The sequence below is a fragment of the Bifidobacterium sp. POST2/T3 (B1) genome (assembly GCF_058197115.1).
Genome location: NZ_JBVPQK010000413.1, coordinates 1 through 2,283, shown reverse-complemented (window position 1 = coordinate 2,283; position 2,283 = coordinate 1). Strand labels below are relative to the sequence as shown.

Sequence of the window (2,283 nt, the reverse complement as noted above, 5' to 3'; positions counted from 1 at the left end):
AGGCTGCGACCAGATGGCTGACGGGCAGCCTGGCCGATGCCCAGTGGACCGATCTGCCGATACTGGCAACAACAACCCTGTTCGGCGCCATGCTCCTGTTGGCACTCGACAGGAATGTCAGCACCCTGCAACTAGGGCAGGAGATGGCCGCAGGACTGGGCGTCAGGGTAAGTCGTGTTCAGTTTCAGGTAATTATCGTAGGCGTGCTGCTCCTGTCCGTCGCGACGGCAACCACCGGTCCCATCTCCTTCGTTTCGTTCCTCTCCGGCCCCATCGCCACGGTCCTGATCGGCCGGGGAGCATCAGCCCTTATCCAGTCAGGCCTGGTAGGGGGTTGCCTGGTTCTGGGGTCGGACATCGTCGCCCAACATCTGCCCACGACCCAGGTGCCGGTCGGCATCATCACCAGCATTGTGGGCGGACCCGTCCTCATCCTAATCATGGTCCTCATGACCCGCAGACAGGAGCTCTGAACATCATGACATCACCCCCGTCAGTCGACTCCTGGAGCAGCGCACACAGGCTGTCCGCCTCGCACCTGCGCCTCACCTATGGCGGGCATACGGTCATTGAGGACCTGAGTCTTGATATACCTCCACACACGATGGGATCCATCATCGGACCCAACGGGTGCGGGAAGTCGACCTTTCTCAAGGCCATGGCCAGGATTCTGAAACCGGCGTCGGGGGCCGTCATGCTGGACGGAGAATCCATCACCAGCATGCCCACCCGCAAGGTGGCGACGATTCTGGGGCTGCTGCCGCAGAACCCCTCAGCCCCCGCTGGCATTACTATTGCCGACCTGGTTGCCCGCGGCCGATACCCCCACCACCACTTCGTCGAGAGGTGGACGACGAAGGACGAAAAGGCGGTGGAACGAGCCCTCGCCCTGACCGGACTGATCGACATGGCGGGGTGCCCAATCGACCGCCTGTCCGGAGGCCAGCGCCAACGCGCCTGGATCGCCCTGACCCTTGCCCAGCAGACCGACATACTCCTGCTTGACGAGCCGACCACTTACCTGGACATCGCCTACCAGATTGAGGTGCTCGACCTGCTGAGCACCCTGAACAGACAGGAGGGCGTCACGGTGGTCATGGTCCTTCACGACCTGAACATGGCCGCCAGATACTCGGATTGGATCTTGGCCATCAAGGATGGCCGAATGGCCGCCCTGGGCGCTCCCGACGAGGTCATGACCGAGAACCTGATCAGAGAGGTATTCGACATCGCATCCACCGTGGTGACCGATGGGTCCACCGGCGCCCCCTTGATGACCCCGGCACCCCTCCATAGTCTTCAAGCCCACTCTGGCGGGGCTTGTGATGTACACGTACACTGGGATGACTCGGCAGGACGACACCAGATAGTCCAATGATGTAAAACCTCTCGCCCTGCTCCCCACATCGCTTACCCCGACGTCCCTAACCGCAAAGTCTCAAGCCACAAAGCCTCAAACCGCTACAACCTGAACGATGACAACCCAAAACCAAAGTCCACCCATAGACCTGAACCGAAAGAGAGCCAGACATGGAACGCCAAGCCAACAATCATCCTGTACCCTTGATTCCCTTCCGCGTCTCAGTAACCAGAGCGGAAACGCTCTCGCCCCACTTCAAACGGATCGTCTTCCAGGGAGCTGATCTGAAGATTTTTGCAGACGCTGGCTACGATGAGCGAATCAAAATCCTCCTGCCTCTCCCCGACGGATCCGTGCCACCCCCTTCCTTCTTTGAGGCGACCCCTGAGGATCCGCTTGCATGGTACCAACAGTGGAAAGCCCTGCCCGCAGAGAGCCGCAATCCTCTGCGCACCTATACGGTTCGCAAGGTCAGGCCCGAGAGCGAGCAAATAGATGTGGACTTCGTCATCCACGATCATGCCGGACCTGCTGGAGCCTTTGCAGAGGCTGCAAAACCTGGCGACCAGGCCATCATCATCGGCCCCAATGCGCAGGTCGGAGGACCGGTCGCAGGGATGGACTTTCACCCGGGTCAGTCCAGACATCTTCTCCTGGTGGGCGATGAGACAGCAGTACCAGCCATCGCCGCCATAATGGACAGTCTGATCCGCGACCACTGGCAGGGCGACGGGGTGGCATTGATTGAAGTACCTATCGAAGAGGATCGTCTTCCACTGCCCGAACTCGAAGGAATCCGCGTCATCTGGACGACCTGCGACGAATCCGGACATGGGCACGCCCTCGTCGAAGCCATGCGTAACCTGTTGGAGGACCTGCCGATCCATTCGCCTACGGCCGCAGCCGCTGAATCTTCCAAGGAA

The 2,283-nt window shown here is 60.3% G+C and carries 3 protein-coding genes; all 3 read left to right on the top strand.

The window, feature by feature from the left end; translation table 11 throughout:
* On the top strand, window positions 1–473 hold a 473-nt coding region (locus AC0AP0_RS12285; protein ID WP_490430687.1), incomplete at its 5' end, for an iron chelate uptake ABC transporter family permease subunit.
* 5 nt (window positions 474–478) lie between these two features.
* Entirely contained in the window at window positions 479–1,378 is a 900-nt protein-coding gene (locus AC0AP0_RS12280) for an ABC transporter ATP-binding protein (protein ID WP_490430686.1), read from the top strand.
* Window positions 1,379–1,530: 152 nt separating this feature from the next.
* Window positions 1,531–2,283: siderophore-interacting protein (locus AC0AP0_RS12275; RefSeq protein ID WP_490430685.1), on the top strand; the 753-nt coding region annotated here is incomplete at its 3' end.